Source organism: Flavobacterium sp. EDS (assembly GCF_020991525.1).
Taxonomy (GTDB): Bacteria; Bacteroidota; Bacteroidia; order Flavobacteriales; family Flavobacteriaceae; genus Flavobacterium.
In genome coordinates this window covers 454,178-474,137 of the sequence record NZ_JAJMOZ010000002.1, presented here as the reverse complement: position 1 = coordinate 474,137, position 19,960 = coordinate 454,178, and the positions used below count along the sequence as shown (strand labels likewise).

At 32.6% G+C, this 19,960-nt stretch carries 21 protein-coding genes and 1 tRNA gene; 19 read left to right on the top strand and 3 right to left on the bottom strand.

The genetic code is table 11. The annotated features are described in order from the left end of the window. Positions 1-8: 8 nt before the first annotated feature. The 7 genes from LPB87_RS05320 to LPB87_RS05290 all read left to right on the top strand — a co-directional run bounded on the left by LPB87_RS05320 (position 9) and on the right by LPB87_RS05290 (position 4,937). On the top strand, positions 9-536 hold the full coding sequence (locus tag LPB87_RS05320; RefSeq protein ID WP_230605186.1) for a MepB family protein: 528 nt from the start codon (positions 9-11) through the stop codon (positions 534-536). A 78-nt stretch (positions 537-614) separates the two neighbouring features. Next, entirely contained in the window at positions 615-1,247 is a 633-nt protein-coding gene (locus LPB87_RS05315) for a LysE family translocator (RefSeq protein WP_230605185.1), read from the top strand. Between the two features lie 64 nt (positions 1,248-1,311). Next, the gene (locus LPB87_RS05310) at positions 1,312-2,016 is read left to right on the top strand and encodes a GNAT family N-acetyltransferase (RefSeq protein WP_230605184.1); all 705 of its coding nucleotides are present in this window, start codon (positions 1,312-1,314) and stop codon (positions 2,014-2,016) included. A 12-nt stretch (positions 2,017-2,028) separates the two neighbouring features. Then, entirely contained in the window at positions 2,029-2,514 is a 486-nt protein-coding gene (locus LPB87_RS05305) for a DinB family protein (RefSeq protein WP_230605183.1), read from the top strand. A gap of 18 nt (positions 2,515-2,532) precedes the next feature. After that, on the top strand, positions 2,533-3,414 hold the full coding sequence (locus LPB87_RS05300; RefSeq protein ID WP_230605182.1) for an alpha/beta hydrolase-fold protein: 882 nt from the start codon (positions 2,533-2,535) through the stop codon (positions 3,412-3,414). Positions 3,415-3,441: 27 nt separating this feature from the next. Further along, positions 3,442-4,083, top strand: a complete 642-nt coding sequence (locus LPB87_RS05295; protein ID WP_230605181.1) for a hypothetical protein — start codon at positions 3,442-3,444, stop codon at positions 4,081-4,083. 641 nt (positions 4,084-4,724) lie between these two features. Continuing rightward, complete coding sequence (locus LPB87_RS05290; RefSeq protein WP_129539641.1) at positions 4,725-4,937, top strand: hypothetical protein; 213 nt, start codon at positions 4,725-4,727, stop codon at positions 4,935-4,937. Positions 4,938-5,007: 70 nt separating this feature from the next. Here LPB87_RS05290 and LPB87_RS05285 read toward each other — a convergent pair whose 3' ends face one another. Continuing rightward, complete coding sequence (locus LPB87_RS05285) at positions 5,008-5,460, bottom strand: DUF4442 domain-containing protein (RefSeq protein ID WP_129539642.1); 453 nt, start codon at positions 5,458-5,460, stop codon at positions 5,008-5,010. 231 nt (positions 5,461-5,691) lie between these two features. Here LPB87_RS05285 and LPB87_RS05280 point away from each other — a divergent pair, with 231 nt between their 5' ends. The 5 genes from LPB87_RS05280 (at position 5,692) to LPB87_RS05260 (ending at position 10,118) form a co-directional block, all read left to right on the top strand. Beyond that, the gene (locus tag LPB87_RS05280) at positions 5,692-6,171 is read left to right on the top strand and encodes a DUF4870 domain-containing protein (RefSeq protein ID WP_230605180.1); all 480 of its coding nucleotides are present in this window, start codon (positions 5,692-5,694) and stop codon (positions 6,169-6,171) included. Between the two features lie 225 nt (positions 6,172-6,396). Next, a complete protein-coding gene (locus tag LPB87_RS05275) occupies positions 6,397-6,729 on the top strand; it encodes a PadR family transcriptional regulator (RefSeq protein ID WP_039112343.1) in 333 nt (110 codons plus the stop codon). Positions 6,730-6,731: 2 nt separating this feature from the next. Continuing rightward, positions 6,732-8,462: a PspC domain-containing protein gene (locus LPB87_RS05270; RefSeq protein WP_230605179.1), complete on the top strand. Its 1,731-nt coding sequence runs from the start codon at positions 6,732-6,734 to the stop codon at positions 8,460-8,462. Positions 8,463-8,464: 2 nt separating this feature from the next. Further along, positions 8,465-9,205, top strand: coding sequence for a head GIN domain-containing protein (locus tag LPB87_RS05265; RefSeq protein WP_230605178.1), 741 nt, complete (start codon positions 8,465-8,467; stop codon positions 9,203-9,205). Positions 9,206-9,284: 79 nt separating this feature from the next. Next, on the top strand, positions 9,285-10,118 hold the full coding sequence (locus tag LPB87_RS05260) for a DUF2807 domain-containing protein (protein WP_230605177.1): 834 nt from the start codon (positions 9,285-9,287) through the stop codon (positions 10,116-10,118). 84 nt (positions 10,119-10,202) lie between these two features. On the opposite strand, the gene trxB is transcribed toward LPB87_RS05260, so the two are convergent. Continuing rightward, entirely contained in the window at positions 10,203-11,150 is a 948-nt protein-coding gene (gene trxB, locus LPB87_RS05255; protein WP_129539646.1) for a thioredoxin-disulfide reductase, read from the bottom strand. A gap of 151 nt (positions 11,151-11,301) precedes the next feature. Between trxB and LPB87_RS05250 the strand changes: the two genes are divergently transcribed. Beyond that, a tRNA-Pro gene (locus LPB87_RS05250) sits at positions 11,302-11,376 on the top strand. Between the two features lie 89 nt (positions 11,377-11,465). Here LPB87_RS05250 and LPB87_RS05245 read toward each other — a convergent pair. Next, positions 11,466-12,551 carry a hypothetical protein gene (locus LPB87_RS05245; RefSeq protein WP_230605176.1) on the bottom strand — a complete coding sequence of 362 codons (1,086 nt, stop codon included), beginning with the start codon at positions 12,549-12,551 and terminating at the stop codon, positions 11,466-11,468. A gap of 1,072 nt (positions 12,552-13,623) precedes the next feature. On the opposite strand from LPB87_RS05245, the gene LPB87_RS05240 reads away from it, so the two are divergent. From LPB87_RS05240 to lepB (LPB87_RS05215), 6 genes are all read left to right on the top strand, one after another. Further along, the gene (locus tag LPB87_RS05240) at positions 13,624-14,391 is read left to right on the top strand and encodes an AAA family ATPase (protein ID WP_230605175.1); all 768 of its coding nucleotides are present in this window, start codon (positions 13,624-13,626) and stop codon (positions 14,389-14,391) included. A gap of 5 nt (positions 14,392-14,396) precedes the next feature. Beyond that, entirely contained in the window at positions 14,397-15,302 is a 906-nt protein-coding gene (locus LPB87_RS05235; RefSeq protein WP_129539648.1) for a ParB/RepB/Spo0J family partition protein, read from the top strand. Beyond that, positions 15,295-15,858 carry a DUF5683 domain-containing protein gene (locus LPB87_RS05230; RefSeq protein ID WP_230605174.1) on the top strand — a complete coding sequence of 188 codons (564 nt, stop codon included), beginning with the start codon at positions 15,295-15,297 and terminating at the stop codon, positions 15,856-15,858. Before LPB87_RS05235 ends, LPB87_RS05230 begins: the two co-directional genes overlap by 8 nt. 49 nt (positions 15,859-15,907) lie before the next feature. Beyond that, positions 15,908-16,606, top strand: coding sequence for a 4-hydroxy-tetrahydrodipicolinate reductase (dapB, locus tag LPB87_RS05225; protein WP_230605173.1), 699 nt, complete (start codon positions 15,908-15,910; stop codon positions 16,604-16,606). A gap of 71 nt (positions 16,607-16,677) precedes the next feature. Continuing rightward, complete coding sequence (gene lepB, locus LPB87_RS05220; RefSeq protein ID WP_230605172.1) at positions 16,678-18,234, top strand: signal peptidase I; 1,557 nt, start codon at positions 16,678-16,680, stop codon at positions 18,232-18,234. Positions 18,235-18,278: 44 nt separating this feature from the next. Next, positions 18,279-19,883, top strand: a complete 1,605-nt coding sequence (gene lepB / locus LPB87_RS05215; protein WP_230605171.1) for a signal peptidase I — start codon at positions 18,279-18,281, stop codon at positions 19,881-19,883. Positions 19,884-19,960 lie beyond the last annotated feature (77 nt).

The window sequence follows — 19,960 nt, the reverse complement described above, 5'->3', positions numbered from 1 at the left end:
ATATAATAATGCTAACCTCAACTTGGTCTAATACAAATACTATTCATAAAGACTTGCTTGAAGCAAAAGAACTACTATACGATACGTGCAACTTAGAATGTACACAACCAATAGCCGAAGCCGAAAGTGCCGATTATGGGGCTTTTACTTTTAACATTAACAAACAAGCTGTTATATATCGTGTAGCTAAAATTACCCCAACTAAAGTGGGACAATTTGTTACATTGTGGAAAAGAAGCGATAAAGGTCCAATTGCTCCTTTTGAAATTACTGATGCTATCGATTTGTTTATTGTGAGTACTAGAAATGGTTCTCATTTCGGACAATTTATTTTTCCTAAATCAGTGTTGCATCAAAAAGGAATTTTATCTGATGATAAGAAAGAAGGCAAACGTGCCATTCGTGTATATCCTCCTTGGGATAGTACAACAAGTAAACAAGCTCAGAAAACACAACAATGGCAATTAGCCTATTTTGTGCCTATCTCAAATGAAAAACCAATTGATTTTGAGTTAATAAAAAAATTGATTCCCTGATAAATAAATTATATTTTAGCTAATGCTAACAGCTTAAGCAGCCAATAGAGCCAATTATTAATACTAAAAAAGATAGCCATGACAGGAATAGACAGTTTGGGAACATTTATAATCGCCGCAATAATTGTTATTATTACTCCAGGAATTGATACTATCATGGTATTAACAAGAAGTATTTCGCTTGGTAAGAAAGCAGGATTATACTCGGCGATTGGAGTTAGCTTAGGACTTGTCATCCATACTATTGCTGCTACATTTGGGCTCTCACTTATTTTAGCAAAATCTGCTTTTGCATTTAGCCTTGTTAAATATTTAGGCGCTGCCTATTTATTTTATTTGGGTTACAAATCGCTTACAGCAAAAACGAACCAAGCAGAAATAAAATCTATTGAAGTCAAAAATACAGCAAATAAAAAAATATTTTTAACGGCTCTTTTAAGCGATGTCCTAAATCCTAAAATTGCAATTTTCTTCTTAGCTTTTTTACCTCAGTTTATAAAAACCTCTGAGATAAACAATCCTGTTCCTTACTTAATATTAGGATTCATTATCTTTATTATTGCCTTAGTATGGTGCTCGTTTTTGGCAATAATGGGAAGTAACGTTGCAACTCTTTTTAATAAAAACAAAAATGCAGAAAGTAGATTGAACAAAATGACTGGAGTTGTTTTCATCTTACTTGGAATAAAGATTGCTTTTACAAAAAGATAGAACATCTTTTAAGCGTCCTTAAATTACATTTCTGATATAAACTCACAATATTAAATGCGAGAAGATGATTCTGGCACTATCAAAAATTATGAATGCCGATTATACAAAACTAGACAATCCGGCTTGGTATTCTTTATCCGAAACACACCAAGAATTTTCAATAAACTACAATACTATCAAATTTTACAATCCTGATTATTGCCCTTTCGGTGGATTTATAGCATCTGAAAACATTTCTGAATCTATTGATGAATATTCTGAATTAACTGATGGCTTTTTTGTTGTTGGCGAAAAACCTCAACTCTCAAAGCAACTAAAATTAAACAGAGAATTAATCTGTTTGCAAATGATTCTCAATAATCGAATAAATGTTGAGATAAAAGAAGAGATCATTGCTCTTACAACCAGCGACCATATTGAAGCTTTATTTGAATTGGTTAATTTGGTTCAACCTGGTTATTTTAAAAGGCAAACTGCTTTGCTAGGCAATTATTTCGGAATCTTTAAAAACAATAAACTTATTGCAGTTACTGGAGAACGCATGAAAATGAATGATTTTACCGAAGTAAGTGCAATCGTTACACATCCTGACCATACGGGACAAGGATACGCCAAACAATTAATCACTCATGCTGTAAATATTATTTTTGATCAAAACAAAATTCCTTATTTGCATGTAGTAGAAAACAATATTGGCGCAATAAAACTATACGAAAAACTAGGATTTACAACCAGACGAAAAATGAGTCTTTGGCACATTTCTAAGTAAAAGGTTAACGATATGACAAAAACATTTAGACACGGAGCAGCTGGGGCATTACTTGATGTATATGAAGGAGCGATTAGAGATTTACAACAGACTATCTCGGATATTTCAGATGCAGAACTTATAATTATTATAGACAGCCAAACTACGGACGATAGCTGTAAATCAATCCAGACAATTTTATCCCATGTTGTTTGTTCAGCTTATGCTTACGGTATTTATATCCGACAATTTAAGGGTGAAACTATAGATTTTCAAGATGAAATATTTCATACTTCTATACAAGATTATAACAATCACTTGGATGATTCCTTTATTTTTATGATTGATTCCTTTAAAGATATAAAAGATAATCAGCTTGAGGAATCGGACAACAATAAAAAGCTAACCACTTCTTGGGGGCAAGTTTATGATATCGAACAAATAGTAGAGCATGCCATTGTACACGTTTTAAGACATCGCCGTCAAATAGAAAAATATAAAATCATCGTACGTCAATAATACATCACCAAAAAAATCATGAAAAAAATATTCTACATCTTTATCTTCCTTTTATATAGCAACCTTAATTTTGCTCAAACAAAAAGCAAGCAAACTCCAAATGAAAACCAACCGATAGTTCTTGGTATCACTGATAAATTAAAATCGACAGAACTGGGAGAAACGAGAACTATAAACATATACTTACCCCAAGGATACAATAAAAAAGATACTTTAAAATATCCCGTTATATATATCCTCGATGGTGGCATCGAAGAGGACTTTATTCATATTACAGGAATTGTCCGATTTAATACTGAAGAATGGATTGCGAGATTCCCTAAATCTATTGTGGTTGGAATAGAAAATACCAATCGAAGACGTGACTTTACATTTAGTGTTCCTAATTTAGACTTTGTAGAAAAAATGGGATTCAAGAAACAAAACTTCCCTCAATATGGTGGATCTGAAAAATACATTGCATTTCTTGAAAAGGAACTGCAACCTTATATCGATAAAAAATTCAATACGAGTAATCATAAAACTGTCATCGGTGAATCGTTGGCTGGACTTTTGGCAACTGAAATTTTATTAAAGCATCGTAATTTGTTCGATAGCTACATAATAATTGCTCCTAGTTTATGGTGGGGAGATCAATCATTATTAACAGAAGCTCCCAAATTGCTTAAAGCAAAAGAGAACAAGCCAGCACTAGTATATATTGCTGCTTGCGATAAAGACGAAGATAAAACCATGTATGACGTTGCTATGTCCTTAAGCGAAACGCTAAAACAAAATGATGAAAAAAATACTAAAGTGTATTATGACTATATACAAAATGAAATACATTCAACCGTAATGCATCAAGCAGTTTACAATGGTTTTAAAGCCTTTTATCCAAAAAGCATATATCAGAAATAAAACTATTATAACCTAAATTTAAAAATCATGACCGAAGATCAAGAATACATATACGATTCATTAGTAAGCCAAATCAAAATGGGATTTTTTCCTATTGATGAGATTAAGGATATGATTTGGGAACAAGTGGAAGATGAAGGAATGGAAGATGATATCTCAGAAAAATGGGTAAACAAAACTATTGATGCAGAATTTAAAAAACATCAAGAAGCAAGTAAAATTTGGAAATCACCAACAGATACCGAAAGACTTGTAAAAGCTTTCAATGAGTTAAGCAAATCAAATATTATTGCACTACATAATGCAGGCTACACCACTAGCGAAGGCGAATATGAAGTTGTTGAGGTAGAAATAGAATTAAGAAAACAACAAGTACAATCCGATGGATATTGTTTTTACCACCAACAAGATTTAGAAAGAGCTATTGATCCTGATAGCAGAAACTTAATGATAGCGTTCCAAAAAATCGACAATTCGGATGATGCAGTTACAATAGAAGTAGGTAAAAAAGTTGCCGAAAAACTAAAAGATAATGGCTTTGAAATCATTTGGGATGGAACTGCTCTTACAAAAATAGAGATTCCGAATTTTGATTGGCAAAAAGTTTATAGTGACTCCGATGAAGATTTACTAAATCATAATAGAGTACTGCCTTTTATGGTATTGTAATTCTGTTAGCCGCCTCATAGTCTTTGTCAAAGTTCAAAACTGTCACAAAGATATACGCGTATTACAGTTTATGTAAAGTAGTAGCTTTCTAATCTTGCTTTTCTCGCAATCTTGTCATTTCGAAGAATGAGAAATCTCCACAAAAACCCCCATAATCTTAGTCGAGCTACTAGCGGAGATTTCTCGTTCCTCAGAAAGACAAGATTGGGCGTTAGCTTATGTATAAACCTATATTACGTAGACGCACTGCGGTGCGTTTCTACAGGAAACCTTTGTACCTCTGTTCCTAAAAACCTTTGAACCTCAGAAAGAAAAGATTGGGGTTACTTTATGCGCAAACCTATATTATACGTAGATGCACTGTGGTACGTCTCTACAGAAAACCTTTGTACCTCTGTTCCTAAGAACCTTTGAACCTCAGAAAGAAAAGATTGAGGTTACTTTATGGGTAAGCCTATATTACGTAGACGCACTGCGGTGCGTCTCTACAGGAAACCTTTGAACCTTAGAAGAACCTTCCTCTTTTTTTACAAAAATATTAACATTACACTTATTCTTACAAGCACTAAATCCTATTATATTTGACTGATCATTTTAGAACTATCTAGAAATGAAATCATCAACATTCAAAAAAAACCAAAATGACAAAAGTAATCACTATTCTAACTATTGCTCTATTTAGTATGGGTGTTAGTGCTCAAGAAGCGAATCCAACTGCTAAAAAAGAAGCTACAACAAAAACGATGAGCAAAGCTGACATTGAAAAATGTAAAGCTAAATGCAAAGCCGATGGAAAAAAGTGCGATAAAGACATGGCTAAAAAAGACGCCAAAAAATGTTGCTCTAAAAAGTAATCCTTTTTAAGTCCACAAAAAAAGCTTCAGGAAACTGAAGCTTTTTTTATATCTCATTATTTGATATATTTTATTTCACTCGAACACTCCACTCAAAATCCATTTCGGATACTTGAATTCCTTTTTCATCGGTCCCTATAGATTTCATCCAAAAAGTTTGTCCCTCTCCAGTTTCGATTGTTCTTTGTATGGCTTCGGCTATTAAATGACCGTCATTGCATACGAATGTAATCCTTCCAGTTGCTTTTTTAGTAAAGTTCCCTTTATTATTGGCTACAAGCATCGAAATTTTTCGTCCGCTTTTTTGAATTCCGGATATTACCAATGCACCTGTCGTAAGCTCAGCGGCCATCGCTTGTACTGCAAAATACATAGAATTGAATGGATTCTGATTTATCCAACGGTGCTTTACCGTTACGACGCATTTATTCTCGTCGATTTCTTTTACACGTACCCCACAAATAAAGGCCGATGGTAATTTGAATAATACAAATTTGTTGAGTTTAGAAACTGAAATTGCCATTAGATTTATTTTTTTATGTAAAAATACAAAAAAACTATGCGCGCACAATAAATTGTTTTCACTTTCATAAATCACCAATAAATACGGCTACTCACACTGATTTTCAATGCTTTTTTGAATGAATCCAAATTTTAAACTTGTTAAAATTTTGTTAATAATTAGTACTATGCAAAACAAGATACTGTCTTTTAGCCATATATTTGTATAAGAAATTACTATATACTTTTAATCATGGAAACAACAACACCACTAATCATGGAAACATCATCAGAAAGAAACTTCGCAACGTTTACTCATTTGAGTACATTAACTCAATATTTCATTCCGTTTGGGAATTATATTTTCCCAATACTATTATGGTCGAGTAAAAAAGACAAATCAGAATTTGTGGATCATCATGGTAAACAAGCTTTAAATTTTCAATTGAGCTTATTGTTATACACTTTGATTCTTGCCTTAATTGCTATTCCAATTTTTGTTTTTGTAATCTTCAAGAACATTCCGATGGATGTAGTTATTAATGATAATGATTTCACTATGAATAATTTTAATCTTAGTGACAATATCGGAATCTTGAGTGTCGGAGTATTGGCAATATTAATTTTTGGAATGCTAAAGGTAGTTGAGTTCTTTTTAATTATTTATGCTTCAATAAAAGCTTCAAACGGAGAATTATATAAATATCCGCTTACGATTCCTTTTATTAAGTAATATTTATCCTTAGACTCATCTCTTGATGACAAGATAAATAGTTAAAAGTTATATACAATATATGAGTCTAGCCCTGATAGAAGCGGCATCCTTTTTCTGGCTCTTTTTGCCAGAAAAAGATATAGCGGAGAGCAGGAAATAGCTTCAAAAAAAAATCATCAATCAATCACAATCAATCATCGATCAAAAAACGAATCGTCAATCTAAACAAAACAAAATGAAATTATGAACATTGAAAACACAAAAGCACAGATGCGCAAAGGTGTTCTTGAGTTTTGTATCTTATCTGTACTGAAAGAAAAAGATGCTTATACATCGGAAATATTAGACACTTTGAAAAACGCAAAATTACTGGTTGTAGAAGGAACTATTTATCCATTATTAACCAGATTGAAAAACGACGGTTTACTTAATTATCGCTGGGAAGAATCGACTTCAGGACCACCACGAAAATATTATGGATTAACCGAAATAGGTCAAACATTTTTAAACGAACTAAATGGTACCTGGAATGAACTTTCGGATGCTGTAACACTAATCACCAATCAAAAACAATAGTCATGAACAAAACTGTAAATATTAACTTAGGAGGCATGTTCTTTCATATAGATGAAGATGCATACTTGAAACTGACGCGCTATTTTGACGCTATAAAACGTTCTTTAGGTAACTCTTCTGGTAAAGACGAAATCATTAAAGACATTGAAATGCGTGTATCGGAATTATTAACCGAGAAACAAAAGAGTGAAAAACACGTTGTGGGTTTAAAAGATGTAGATGAGGTTATTGCAGTAATGGGACAACCTGAAGACTACATTCTAGAAGAAGAGGCTAATTCATCTAATCAATCATTTAGCGACTCTGGAACTAGAAGAACCAAAAAATTATACCGCGATAAAGAAAAAGGTATGATTGGTGGTGTAGCAACAGGTTTGGGACATTATTTTGGGATTGATCCTGTTTGGTTAAAAATCATGTTCTTGATATTTGTTTTTGCTGGATTTGGAACTGGTATCATAGCTTATATCGTTTTATGGATTGTAACTCCCGAAGCTGTAACAACTTCGGAAAAACTAGAAATGACTGGTGAGCCTGTTACAATTTCGAATATCGAAAAAAAAGTACGTGAAGAAATTGAATCTCTTTCGGATAAATTCAAAAATGCTGATTACGACAAAATGGGAAACCAAGTTAAGTCGGGTGCCGAAAGAATAGGAAGTGGTTTTAGTGATTTTATTATGACTATTTTTAAAATCTTTGCTAAGTTTTTAGGAATTATTTTAATCATCTCTGGAATAACAGTATTGATGTTTTTGTTAATTGGAGTTTTTACTCTAGGAACGAATCTTTTTGTTGAATTTCCTTGGCAAAACTTTGTAGATGCAGGTAACTTTACTGACTACCCTATCTGGATGTTTGGTTTATTGATGTTCTTTGCTGTTGGAATTCCGTTTTTCTTTATGACCTTATTAGGTTTTAAATTATTGGCTCCAAACATGAAATCTATAGGTAATATTGCAAAATACACCTTACTTGCTATTTGGATTATTGCAATGGCATTAGCAATAAGTATTGGAATAAAACAAGCTACTGAGGTTTCGTATGAAAACAAAACTGTTCAAAAATATCCTTTAAATATTAAACCGACGGATACTCTTTTTGTAAAATTTAAATACAATGATTACTACTCAAAAGATCTGAATCATCGTGATGATTTCGAATTTGTACAAGACTCTGTAAACAACCAATTGATATATTCTACTAATATAAGTTTGCATGTATTACACACAGACGAAAAAACAGCATACATTCAGATCGAAAAAAATGCCAGAGGAAAATCTTTTATGGATGCTAAACAAAGAGCTGAAAAAATTAACTATAAATTTGAAATAAAAGGGAATCAACTACTACTTGACAACTATCTTTTAACTGATGTTAAAAACAAATTCAGAGATCAAGAAGTAAACATATACTTATACTTACCTGAAGGGCAATTATTAAAACCAGATGCTTCGGTAGAAGATTATGATGAGTCTGATAATGATTTCTTTAATCTGCATTTTAGTTCTGACGATTACATCTATAAAGTAGGAGGTTCTAAAATTAAATGCCTGAACTGCCCTATTTCTGAAAATGGTTTTGATGATGTAGAAATGAATCAAGAGACCAATGCAAACGATACTATAAATGAAGTTTCGGTTAAAATAAATGGAAAAGAAGTCCTGAATGGAAAAAAAACTTCAGGACACTTGACTACAGATAAAAACGGAGTTATAATTAAAATTAACTAATCATGATCAAGATAATTATTTGTTTTACCAAGTTTATAATCGTTGCTTTAGCAGCTTTGTTATTTGCTTCTTGCAACTTCTCGTCCAACTTTAAATCAATAAATGGAAGCGGAAACGTTATTACTGAAAAGCGAAATGTTCAGGGAAATTTTGAAAATGTATCTGTTAGCAATGCTATAGATCTTGTAATTGAACAATCAGACAAAACAGAAATTACTGTAGAAGCTGATGATAATTTAATAAATAAAATAACTACTAAGATAGAAGGAAATACTTTAGTAATTAAATGTAACTACAACACTTTTAATAACATAAAATCTAAAAAAGTTATTGTAAAAATGCCAAACATTACTAACATAAAAGCTTCAAGCGCATCAACTGTAAAAAGCATACACGTTTTAAGAGGAGAAGACATCAACCTTGACGCATCAAGCGCTGCAGAGATAAATGTAAATGTAGAATCTGATGCTGTTACCTGTGAAACTAGTAGCGCCAGCAATATAACTATTGAAGGAAAAGCATTAACACTAAATGTATCTGCTTCTAGCGGAAGTGATATCAATGCAAAAAAAATGTTGGCAAATGATATTGACGCACAGGCATCAAGTGGCGCTTCAATATATATTCATCCTATTGTAAGCTTAAAAGCAAAAGCAAGTAGCGGAGGAAATATTAATTACAACTCGATTCCAAAATCTATCGAAAAGAAATCGAGTTCAGGAGGAAGTATCGATCAAGAGTAATCCTAAATAGTCCTTAAAATTACATTAATCATCCATCGAAAGTGGATGATTTTTTTATATTTGTAAAAAACTAAATTTAATGAAAAATTACACGCTAGTGCTTCTACTTTTAGTTGCCTCAATGACAACTTTCGCACAAAAAAAGGAAAAGATAAAAGGATCGAAAACGGTAACCATTGCAACCAAAGAAATAGGTGAATTCAATAGTCTTGAAGTTAATGACAATCTTGAAGTTTACTTGGAGCGTGGAGAAAAAAACGAAATAAAAATCGAAGCCGATGACAATCTTCATGAGATTATTGGAATGGATTTAAACGGTCAAGCACTTAGAATTTACACATCTAAAGAAGCAAGTATCTTTAAAAAATTAATTGTAAGAGTCACTTATACAAAGGATTTAACTAAAGTTATTGCAAAAAACACTACCGTGGTAAATGCAATTCAAGAACTTCAACTTGACGACATCACTTTTAATTCTGTAGATTACTCTAAATTATTCCTGAATGTAAACGCTAAGAAATTTGCTTTGATAGCCGATGATAAATCGAAAACAGAATTAAATTTAAAATCAGAAAACGGAAGTGTACAATTAAGCAAAAATGCAGGTTTAAAAGCATTAGTTGTAGCAACAGATTTTAAATGTGATTTGTATCAAAAAGCAAATGCAGCGATTGAAGGTTCTGCAACAAATGGAACCTTTAGATTAGATAACAACTCTTCATTTATAGGAAGTAAATTCACTGTAAAGAATGCTAATCTTACAGCCGAAAGCTATTCGACTTGTAGTTTACTTGCCGAAACGACAATTAGTATTGCCGCAGGTGACAAAGCCGAAGTGCAACTCTTAGGAACACCTAAAATTGAATTAACTCGTTTTACAGAAGAAGCTAAATTGATTAAAAGATCGAAATAAATAGATTTCTAACCGTATCAAAATCATAAAAAAAGTCCCAATCTATATCGATTGGGACTTTTTTTATAAAGAACAAAAAACTAATTAGTCTTTTGAAGCCAAATATCTTTCAGCATCTAAGGCAGCCATACATCCTGTACCTGCAGCAGTAATTGCTTGGCGATATACATGGTCTGCAGCATCTCCTGCTACAAATACACCTGCAACATTAGTATTAGATGTTCCTGGAGTATTGATTATATATCCTGTCTCATCAAGCGTTAAATAATCTTTAAAGATATCGGTGTTTGGTTTATGTCCAATTGCAACGAAAAATCCTGTTGCTGGAATATCAAAAATTTCACCTGTAGTTTTGTTTTTTGCTTTTACCGCAGTAACTACTTGCTCATCTCCGATTACTTCTACCGTATCATGGTTCATTAAGATTTCAATATTCTCCGTTTTACGAACACGCTCTTCCATTATTTTTGATGCTCTGAACTTCTCGCTTCTTACCAACATGGTAACTTTTTTACAAAGTTTAGATAGGTAGTGTGCTTCTTCACAAGCTGAATCTCCTGCACCAACAATAACAACTTCTTGATTTCTATAAAAGAACCCGTCGCAAACAGCACAAGCAGAAACTCCACCTCCCATTTTTAAATAATGTTGTTCTGATGGTAAACCTAGGTATTTAGCAGATGCTCCAGTAGAAATAATTACTGTTTCACAATGCAATTCGATAGTATCATTAATCCATACTTTATGAATATCTCCAGAGAAATCTACTTTTGTTGCCCAACCATCACGGATATCGGCACCAAAGCGTTCCGCTTGCTTTTGCAATTGAATCATCATTTCTGGCCCTGTAACTCCATCAACGTATCCTGGGAAATTTTCTACTTCGTTTGTAGTTGTTAATTGTCCTCCAGGTTGCATTCCTTGGTATAAAACTGGATTCATATTAGCTCTGGCGGCATATATAGCAGCGGTATAACCTGCTGGCCCAGAACCTATAATTAGGCATTTAATTTTTTCAATTGTATCTGACATAATTTTATTTTTTTCTGAAATACAAATGTATACTTTATTCTAAAAATTAGTGTCTTAAATGAATCCTAAATATTTATATCAAAATAAATTTTATTTATTTTGCAAAATAGTTTTGACAACTGGAATATTTGTGTATCTTTGCACCCGCTTACGGGGTGTAGCGTAGCCCGGTTATCGCGCCTGCTTTGGGAGCAGGAGGCCGCAGGTTCGAATCCTGCCACCCCGACAAAAGTCTTTTCATCAATTTGAAAAGACTTTTTTTTTGCTCCAATATATTGTTGATCAAGAAACAAAACTTTTTTTAATTGTACGTAATCATTGAGATGCTCTTTCCAGCCTTTGAATAATACTTGGACTAAGACGATACGTCAAACTTGCCAAAATAGCCTTATAGATATCTCTCCATTTACTACTACTAGGGTCTTTTAAAGCACTTTGATTAGAAAGCAACAACTTTCTAATCTCATCACAATTGCGAAAAGTCGGATAAACAGTGTAGCAGCTTTTAAAAGCAGTTAAAGATTTATCAATATCCTTATTTAATAACGCTTCAAAACCATCGGCTTCATAACCCGTGGCAAGAGAACTTTTTGAAGTTATTTTATTGTTTTCAAACTGCAGTTTTAACTTGTCTGTCATTAATGGTGATGTATCAATAGAAATAGAATCTTTATGCTTTTTAGGCAATTTACTAGAATTGCATTCATCAAAAAGCTCCTTTACTGCTACTTCCTGAGGAAAAAGCTCCGTATCGGGATCATAAATTTTCGACTTAATTGTTGCTAGCGCCATTGCCGCATTTTGTACAGTAGTCTGATTGATTTCTGATGGCCAAGGAAAAAGAGCAGTTACCTCCTTTGATTTAATCCCAATACACTCTGCCATTAATGTTCCATGTGCCTCACCACTCATAACAGCAGCTCCTATAGTTGAGATGTCGCCAATATTCACATTTGCTTTAGAAGTCGTTATCATTGCAATCAGTCGCAAACCAACACCAACCCTCTTGTATCCATAAGGACCATTTTCATCTCCCTGAGGAATAGTAGTAGATTTCATATAATCCATAGTAATTTTATAACTACTATGTTTTGCCGATATGTTTATCGGCAGATAAGTGATACTCCCCTGAATGTCTATCTGACCAATTGAAACAATCGATGTTTCATTATTAAGGAAAGACAAAATTTCAGCGGTACTAAGCAATTTAATGTATTTAGGAACGATTTTTTTCATACCGTTCTCCGTAATGACTACTTCTACTTCATCTTCATACTCGATAGGATCGACTGGTACAAAACCTCTAAATTTTTCATAAGGCTTCCCTGTTTTTAAAATATCATCTGTTGGCTTGCAGGAAAAAAGTGTTAAACCCGCAAATAAAATGTAAATCTTTCTCATGATAATTAATTTAATAGTTAAAATTACATCCTTGAAAATCAGACATTTAAATTACAGCATTTTTCTTAAATACCCACAAGTAGTTATACCCGATTTTAGAAATCAAAAACTTTAAATCTCTTCGAAGTGTTTTTTTTGTTACACAGATACCCCTAACTTAATCGACGGGAATTTATATATTTAAAAGGGCATAAATTTTATAACTGTTTAAATAAAACATTAGAATTATTTAATAAAACAAAAAAGGAATTCATGATACTGCATTTAAACCATCAACAGTAAGATAACATCATGAATCTGCAGACTAGGAGTATATAAAAACAGGCGAAGCAGAAAACATCTATGTTCTTTTTTTACCAAATCCTTTCACAATATCTAATGTAAGCAGTACACTTAAAAACATAAAAGACTCTAGAAGACAAACAACAAAACCACTCCACATTAAAATCAATTTATTTTCATACAGATAAAATTCATCAAAACACTTTAACAGTATTAAAATGTTATTATATTTACCACTCAAAGTGCTTTATTATTTTTTTAATGAAATTTTCTTTTGCGATTATTATTTGGCTTTTTAGTTTATTCCTTACTAACAACAAAAGTTATACTTAAACCAAGAAAGAAAACAACCCAATAATAAAACTACAAAGAAACGAATAGAAACCCCTCCTCTTTCTATTATTAAGAAATACATCTATTGAGAAAACATGATCTTCTACCTTTAAAATTACACAAGAAGAAATCATCGAAATACAAATAAACAAGAGAGAATAATCAACAAACCTGAAAACCTTCTCAAATAACGATACATCATCTGTATCGTAAAACTATTTTAGAACAATCAATTAACATTCAATCCTCTCTAATAAGTTATTATTTCGAACAATATGCAAATAGGAAAACAAAAAAAAGAAACAAACAAATTGAAATCGTCTTTTAAAAATATTATCTATTTTAAAAATAGTACGCTGTCAAACGACAATTAATCAAGGTTTAACAAATGTTAACAAAATAGATTTTCAAAAACCATAAATAATCGTATTTTTACGGTTCAAAATTCAGAAAATAAATGGGCAAAATCATTGCGATTGCTAATCAAAAAGGAGGCGTTGGAAAGACTACAACATCTGTAAATCTTGCAGCCTCATTAGGTGTTTTAGAAAAAAAAGTATTACTAATAGATGCTGACCCTCAAGCCAATGCTACATCGGGACTTGGTATTGACGTAGAAGTTGTTGAGATTGGAACCTATCAAATACTGGAACACAGTCACACGCCAAAAGAAGCTATTGTTCAATGTACAGCTCCAAATGTAGATGTGATTCCAGCTCACATTGACCTTGTTGCTATCGAAATCGAATTGGTCGATAAAGAAAACAGAGAATACATGCTAAAAAAAGCATTAGAAAGTGTTAAAGATGAGTACGATTATATCATTATTGATTGCGCACCTTCATTAGGACTTTTAACTCTTAATGCTTTAACAGCGGCTGACTCTGTAGTTATTCCAATTCAATGCGAATATTTTGCACTTGAAGGTTTAGGAAAATTACTAAACACTATTAAAAGCATCCAAAAAATTCACAACCCTGACTTGGATATTGAAGGATTGTTACTAACCATGTACGATTCGAGATTACGATTATCAAATCAAGTTGTTGAAGAGGTTCAAAAGCACTTTAACGATATGGTTTTTGATACCGTTATCCAACGAAATGTAAAATTAAGTGAAGCTCCTAGTTTTGGCGAAAGCATTATAAACTATGACGCTACAAGTAAAGGAGCGGTTAACTATATCAACTTGGCTCAAGAAATTATAAAGAAAAACAGTAAATAGTTTTTATGACAAAAGCGATTAAAAAACAAGCCTTAGGAAGAGGATTGTCTGCATTATTAAAAGATCCGGAAAACGATATAAAATCCGTAGATGATAAAAATGCTGATAAGGTTGTTGGAAATATCATAGAGCTTGAAATTAGTGCTATCGAAATAAATCCGTTTCAACCACGAAGCAATTTTAATGAAGAATCGTTACGCGAGCTAGCCACTTCTATCAAAGAACTTGGTGTGATTCAACCTATAACTGTTCGAAAATTAGACTTTAACAAATACCAATTAATTTCTGGAGAACGTCGTTTACGTGCTTCAACATTAGTTGGCTTAAATACTGTACCTGCATACATCCGAATTGCAAATGACAACGAATCATTAGTGATGGCATTGGTTGAAAACATTCAACGTCATGACTTAGATCCGATAGAAATTGCACTTTCTTACCAACGCTTAATTGATGAAATACAGTTAACTCAAGAACAAATGAGTGACCGTGTTGGTAAAAAACGTTCTACAATTGCAAACTACTTACGTCTTTTAAAACTTGATCCGATTATCCAAACTGGTATTCGTGATGGTTTTATTAGTATGGGACATGGTCGTGCAATTATAAACATTGAAGATTTAGATGTTCAAACTGACATTTATCAAAAAATAGTTAGCCGTAATTTATCTGTACGCGAAACAGAAGCATTGGTAAAAAATTATCACGAAAGTTTAAAACCAAAACCTGCAGGAAAACCAAACAATTCTTCATTTGATATTGAAGAAGATCAAAAAAGTACATTTACAAATTATTTTGGCGCAAAAGTTGACATCAAAGTAGCAGGAAACGGAAAAGGAAAAATTACAATTCCATTCCACTCAGAACAAGACTTTGCTAGAATCATTAAATTAATAAATAGCAGTGAATAGAATAATTTTCATAGGTCTATTATTTTTCTTATTAGGAACCACAACTGTTTTTGCTCAGTCAAAAAAAGAAGATGCTACCTTGGTAGCAAAAGACACTCTTAAATCGAATGACATAGATCCACTTACTCCTGCAAAGGCGGCGTTTTACTCTGCTATTTTGCCAGGTTTAGGACAAGCATACAATAAAAAATATTGGAAAATCCCCCTTGTCTATGGAGCCATCGGAACAAGTTTATATTTCTATCTTGATAACAACAAAAAATACCATCAATATAGAGATGCTTACAAACGAAGATTGGAAGGCTACAATGATGACGACTATAAATATTTAGACGACAGCAGACTTATTGCAGGTCAAAAATTCTATCAACGTAATCGAGATCTATCTGCCCTAGTAACTTTGGGCTTTTATGTTTTAAATATAATAGATGCAAATGTTGACGCAGCATTGATTCAATTTAATGTTAACGAAAGACTATCATTACGCCCAGAAATTTACCCCGACGATGTAACATTAAGACCAAACGTTGGACTAACTTTTAATTACCACTTTTAAAATACTGCACATATAAACAGCATTTTTAAAACATAACACACAATCACAAATGAAAATTGCGCTTTTAGGATACGGAAAAATGGGGCAAGTAATCGAAAGAATTGCTTTAGAAAGAGGTCACGAAATTGTCTTGAAAAAAGATGAATTCAATACTTACGAAGGACTTGAAAATGCCAATGTAGCCATCGATTTTAGCGTTCCAACAGCTGCAGTTCCAAACATCTCCAATTGTTTTAACAACAATGTTCCTGTAGTTTCCGGAACAACGGGTTGGTTAGAACATTATGATGAAATGGTTGCTCTTTGCAATGAAAAAAAAGGAGGATTCATTTCTAGTTCAAATTTTAGCTTAGGCGTAAATATCTTCTTTGAACTTAATGAGCATTTAGCCAGAATCATGTCTAAATTTGACAGCTACAAAGTAGAAATGGAAGAAATCCATCATACTCAAAAATTAGACGCTCCAAGTGGGACCGCTATTTCATTAGCCAAAGGCGTAATCGAAAATAGCCCTTATACCAACTGGACTCTAGACGAGGCAAAACCTACAGAAATTCATATCGAAGCCAAAAGAATTGGCACTGTTCCTGGTACGCATACCGTAACATACAATTCAGGTATTGACAGTATAGAAATTAAACATACAGCACATAATCGAGAAGGCTTTGCTCTTGGAGCAGTAATGGCTGCAGAATGGCTTGCAGGAAAACAAGGTATCTTTACAATGAAAGATGTCTTGGAATTTTAAATAAAATAACATTAGAAATATAAAAATTCGTTTAGCGAAAACCTATATTTTAAACTTTAAAACAAATTAGTATGACACTATATTTATGGTTTGTATTCTTCTTAGCAGTGCAAGTTATTCACTTTATAGGGACTTGGAAATTATATGAAGCTGCAGGAAGAAAAAGTTGGGAAGCAGCGATTCCTATATATAATGCTATCATACTAATGAAAATCATTGGTCGACCAACTTGGTGGACAATATTGCTTTTTATCCCAATCATTAACTTGATCATGTTTCCTGTTATATGGATTGAAACTTTAAGATCTTTTGGAAAGAAATCTACTTTAGACACCGTTTTAGGTCTTGTAACTTTTGGTTTTTACATCTATTACGTGAATTACACTCAAAAATTAGTTCATAATCCAAATAGAAGTCTAGTTCCAGAAAGCAAAGCTGCCGATACAGTTAGCTCACTCCTTTTTGCTATAATTGTCGCTACTTTAGTTCATACTTATATTGTACAACCATATACAATCCCAACTTCTTCATTAGAAAAATCATTACTTATTGGTGACTTTTTATTTGTAAGCAAGTTAAACTATGGCCCTAGAGTTCCTATGACTACCGTTGCTTTGCCAATGGTTCATGACTCTATACCAATGACTAAACAAAAATCATATCTAAAATGGCCACAATTACCTTATTTTAGACTTCCTGCTTTTGAGCAAATAAAAAGGTCCGATATTGTTGTTTTTAACTGGCCAATGGATACCGTTTATAAGTTTTTTGATACTTCTGGAAGAAGAGCAGATAAACCAATTGATAAAAAATCAAATTATGTAAAAAGATGTGTTGGTATTCCTGGCGATAGCTTAGCAATAAAAGATGGAATCGTCTACATTAACGGAAAAGTATTGGTTTTACCAGAAAGAGCTAAACCACAATACTCTTATGCAGTAGCCCTAGACGGAAAAACCCCTATCGATTTTGAATCTTTAATAAGAGAATTAGATATCACTGACGGCGCAGGCTTTAAAGATGATGTAAAAAGAGACACGCTTTATTTTAGAGCTTTAACTGAAGCTAGCGCAGAAAGATTAAGAAACATTCCTGGAATTACTAATGTAAAAAGAGAAATTTCAAAAGGCGTTGACCCTGGAATTTTTCCACAATTAGACAATTGGAATGCAGATAATTTTGGTCCGATATACATTCCTCAAAAAGGAAAAACGGTTGCATTGACAACCAAATCATTGCCTTTTTACAAAGCAATTATAAAAGAATATGAAGGAAACAATTTAGAAGTAAAAGGTTCTGAAATATTTATTAATGGTAAAATTGCAACAACATATACTTTTAAGCAAGATTATTACTGGATGATGGGAGACAACCGTCATAACTCAGAAGATAGCCGTTATTGGGGTTACGTTCCAGAAAATCACATTGTAGGAAAACCAGTTTTTATTTGGATGAGTTGGGATACTAATGGAAAAGGAATAAACAAAGTTCGTTGGGACAGAGTTTTCACTACTGTAAACGGTGAAGGACAACCACAGTCGTACTTTAAATATTTCTTATTTGCCCTAGCCGCTTTTTTCATTGGAGAATATTTCTGGAAAAAAAGAAAAGAGAAAAAAAACCTATAACATCTAGGTCTTAAAAAATAATCTTGACTTAAAAAAAAATCAACATGACACTTTATACATGGTTTGTATACTTCTTAATTATCCAAGTAATTCATTTTTTAGGAACATGGAAATTATATGAGGCCGCTGGAAGAAAAAGCTGGGAAGCTGCAATTCCTGTATACAACTCTATTGTATTGATGAAAATTATAGGGCGACCTACTTGGTGGACGTTGTTACTTTTTATTCCGATTATCAACCTGATTATGTTTCCTATAGTTTGGATTGAAACGCTACGAACTTTTGGTAAAAAAACAACCTTAGATACTATTTTAGGCCTTGTTACTTTCGGGTTTTATATCTATTATGTAAACTATACACAAAAACTAGATTACAATGCTAATAGAAATCTAAAAGTCGAAAATAAAACTGCAGACACATTTAGCTCACTCCTTTTTGCTATAATAGTTGCAACTTTAGTTCATACGTATATTATTCAACCATTTACTATACCAAGTTCATCATTAGAAAAATCATTACTTGTTGGAGACTTTCTATTTGTAAGTAAAATAAATTACGGAGCAAGAGTACCAATGACAACAGTAGCACTACCAATGGTACACGATACGATTCCTTTCTTCAAAAAGAAATCCTATCTATTCAGCGATGATATCACGAAAAAGGAAACTTCACTTTTAAACAAGTTTCAATTACCTTACTTAAGACTCCCTGGTTTTCAAGAAATAAAACGCAATGATATTGTTGTATTTAATCAACCAGCAGATACTCTTTTGGACATGAATAATTTTTCACCTGATAGAAATTATTACAAACCGATTGACAAAAAAACTAACTTGGTGAAAAGATGCGTTGGAGTTCCTGGAGATACTCTGGAAATAAGGAATGGTCTTGTTTTTATTAATGGAAAGGAAATGAAATCGACAGAAAGAGTCAAGCTACAATTCTCTTACAATGTCAAATTTAAAGTTAAATTCTCGTCATACGAAGAGGTAGCTAATCTTTTAAGACAATATGATATTACTGATGATCTAGGTTACGATTCTAAAATGGATACTTATTACGTACAAGCGACTCCAGAAGCCGTTGCCATAGCAAAAAATAATCCATATATAGAAAGTCTTGAATTAAGAAAAGAAAACAAAGGCGAAAGGGATTCTAAGATATTCCCACACAATAAAAACTATAATTGGAATAATGATTTTTTTGGTCCAATTTATATTCCTCAAAAAGGAAAAACAATCGAAATCAATTTAAATATTTTACCTCTTTACAAACGTCTAATTACAGAATACGAAGGTAATAATCTAGTCGTTAAAGGAAATCAAATTTTAATTAATGGCAAACCTACAACCACTTATACATTTAAGCAAAATTACTATTGGATGATGGGTGATAATAGAGACAACTCTATCGATGCCAGATATTGGGGTTTTGTGCCCTTTGATCATGTTATAGGGAAACCAGTGTTTATATGGATGAGCTGGGATACTCATGGTAAAGGACTTAATAAAGTTCGTTGGGATAGAGTTTTTACTACTGTAGATGGCGAAGGACAACCACAATCTTACTTTAAACATTTCTTATTCCTTTTGGCAGCCTACTTTGTTGGTGAGTACTTCTGGAGAAAAAGAAAAGAGAAAAAAGCATAATCCATTTATTCGTTGAACTGGTTAATTGTTTACCTGTATTTCTAGACAATTAAATGATTAACCAATCAAACAAAAAA

Bases quoted from the DNA above. Each gene is read 5' to 3' on its own strand.
- LPB87_RS05280 (WP_230605180.1), top strand. From the start codon at position 5,692: ATGGAAACAACAACACCACTAATCATGGAAACATCATCAGAAAGAAAC.
- LPB87_RS05315 (WP_230605185.1), top strand. From the start codon at position 615: ATGACAGGAATAGACAGTTTGGGAACATTTATAATCGCCGCAATAATT.
- LPB87_RS05310 (WP_230605184.1), top strand. From the start codon at position 1,312: ATGATTCTGGCACTATCAAAAATTATGAATGCCGATTATACAAAACTA.
- LPB87_RS05260 (WP_230605177.1), top strand. From the start codon at position 9,285: ATGAAAAATTACACGCTAGTGCTTCTACTTTTAGTTGCCTCAATGACA.
- LPB87_RS05290 (WP_129539641.1), top strand. From the start codon at position 4,725: ATGACAAAAGTAATCACTATTCTAACTATTGCTCTATTTAGTATGGGT.
- LPB87_RS05265 (WP_230605178.1), top strand. From the start codon at position 8,465: ATGATCAAGATAATTATTTGTTTTACCAAGTTTATAATCGTTGCTTTA.
- LPB87_RS05245 (WP_230605176.1), bottom strand. From the start codon at position 12,551: ATGAGAAAGATTTACATTTTATTTGCGGGTTTAACACTTTTTTCCTGC.
- lepB (WP_230605171.1), top strand. From the start codon at position 18,279: ATGACACTTTATACATGGTTTGTATACTTCTTAATTATCCAAGTAATT.
- lepB (WP_230605172.1), top strand. From the start codon at position 16,678: ATGACACTATATTTATGGTTTGTATTCTTCTTAGCAGTGCAAGTTATT.
- dapB (WP_230605173.1), top strand. From the start codon at position 15,908: ATGAAAATTGCGCTTTTAGGATACGGAAAAATGGGGCAAGTAATCGAA.
- LPB87_RS05300 (WP_230605182.1), top strand. From the start codon at position 2,533: ATGAAAAAAATATTCTACATCTTTATCTTCCTTTTATATAGCAACCTT.
- LPB87_RS05305 (WP_230605183.1), top strand. From the start codon at position 2,029: ATGACAAAAACATTTAGACACGGAGCAGCTGGGGCATTACTTGATGTA.
- LPB87_RS05295 (WP_230605181.1), top strand. From the start codon at position 3,442: ATGACCGAAGATCAAGAATACATATACGATTCATTAGTAAGCCAAATC.
- trxB (WP_129539646.1), bottom strand. From the start codon at position 11,150: ATGTCAGATACAATTGAAAAAATTAAATGCCTAATTATAGGTTCTGGG.
- LPB87_RS05240 (WP_230605175.1), top strand. From the start codon at position 13,624: ATGGGCAAAATCATTGCGATTGCTAATCAAAAAGGAGGCGTTGGAAAG.
- LPB87_RS05275 (WP_039112343.1), top strand. From the start codon at position 6,397: ATGAACATTGAAAACACAAAAGCACAGATGCGCAAAGGTGTTCTTGAG.
- LPB87_RS05270 (WP_230605179.1), top strand. From the start codon at position 6,732: ATGAACAAAACTGTAAATATTAACTTAGGAGGCATGTTCTTTCATATA.
- LPB87_RS05285 (WP_129539642.1), bottom strand. From the start codon at position 5,460: ATGGCAATTTCAGTTTCTAAACTCAACAAATTTGTATTATTCAAATTA.
- LPB87_RS05320 (WP_230605186.1), top strand. From the start codon at position 9: ATGCTAACCTCAACTTGGTCTAATACAAATACTATTCATAAAGACTTG.
- LPB87_RS05235 (WP_129539648.1), top strand. From the start codon at position 14,397: ATGACAAAAGCGATTAAAAAACAAGCCTTAGGAAGAGGATTGTCTGCA.